Below are 1,325 nucleotides of genomic sequence, written 5' to 3' on the forward strand. Positions count from 1 at the left end.
CTTATATGGACTCCCCGTTTTTTGTCAACGGAGTACTTATTAAATAAAGATTAGATGCTGGCTTATATACGGACTCTATTTGGGGAGCTACCCCTGGTCACTTTAATGTATTCGCCCCTTTATGACTTTTCTCTGTGACGGTATTTTCTACCTGAACACGGAACAGTCTCTTAAAGGTCAGTCTTATCCTGGTTTTAAACGCTCTTTATTGACAATAATTTAAGCCGTTAACAACTTTGGCTGATAACATTCGTTTTTCTTTAGCATGGCAAATGCAGTTCTGATTGTTTTATTCGCCAATGCTATTGCTGCCACTTTCTTACCGCGTCTTGCAATCAACTTTTTAAGCCATTCATCCTTTTCTGTGCGACTTGCTCTTTTTATAACATTTGAAACAACCGCTAGTGCACCTTGATATAACGTGCTACGTAACTTCTTGTTTGCTGATTTTTTTGAAATTGAGCCAATTTTTTCTTTACCACCAGAGCTATGCTGCACAGGCGTTAATCCTGCACAGGCAGACGCTTCTCGTCCATTTTTAAAGTGCTCTATACAACTAAAGTAAACTTTCAACATCATTGAACCTACTGGTCCAACGCCTTCCAATTTTGACAGCCGCTCGCATACTTCATCATTTTTGATTTCTTCTTCAATTAGCTTTTCTAGCGCTATAATTTCTTTAACAACTCTTTTGAATTGTTCATTTACTATTTTTAGAGATGCTCTAAATGCCATCGGTACATTAAAACTTGTATCCTCGAGCAAACTTTCCACTGCATCTATTAACTTACTATCAGACTTGGCTATAGGGATGCCAAGTTCCAACAAACAGCCTCGCTGTAGGTTCCCCAAGGCCACTTTTTGTTTTACAAAATGCTCTCTCATTGCTGATATGGATTGTAAGCACTGCTCATTTACACTTAATAATCTACTCGGCTTAACCGTTGGTTGCTGAGCTGCAATACCAATAGCCAAAGCATCATTCGCATCTGTTTTTTGGCCTTGTCTAAATGCTTTTACGACGCGTGCAGACATAGGTTTAACTATATGGCCAGCCTCTTTCGCTTTTCTTGCCCAATAATGCGTACCACCACATGATTCCATTGCTACTAATGATTGTTTTTCTGATACCAATAACTGAAGTAGTTTTTGTCTAGATACCTCTTTGTTGTATATAACTTGTCGCTCTTTACCTATTTTACAAACTTGATAATTATTTTTTGCTAAATCAATCGCAATAACGTTAAGATTCACCATGTATGGACTCCTTTTGTAAAAGTTTTGTCGCTTATTACGTTACCCCCCTGTGGGAGGGGAGTCCATAC

1 protein-coding gene is annotated in these 1,325 nt (G+C 38.4%); it reads right to left on the bottom strand.

The window, feature by feature from the left end; all coding sequences use genetic code 11:
* Window positions 1-219 precede the first annotated feature (219 nt).
* Window positions 220-1,257: an IS110 family transposase gene (locus L1264_RS21375; RefSeq protein WP_235404649.1), complete on the bottom strand. Its 1,038-nt coding sequence runs from the start codon at window positions 1,255-1,257 to the stop codon at window positions 220-222.
* Window positions 1,258-1,325 lie beyond the last annotated feature (68 nt).

The organism is Pseudoalteromonas sp. APAL1, assembly GCF_021532475.1.
GTDB lineage: Bacteria > Pseudomonadota > Gammaproteobacteria > Enterobacterales > Alteromonadaceae > Pseudoalteromonas > Pseudoalteromonas lipolytica_C.

What these genes read in the sequence shown, in the direction of transcription:
- L1264_RS21375 (WP_235404649.1), bottom strand. Translation starts at nt 1,257, where the DNA reads ATGGTGAATCTTAACGTTATTGCGATTGATTTAGCAAAAAATAATTAT.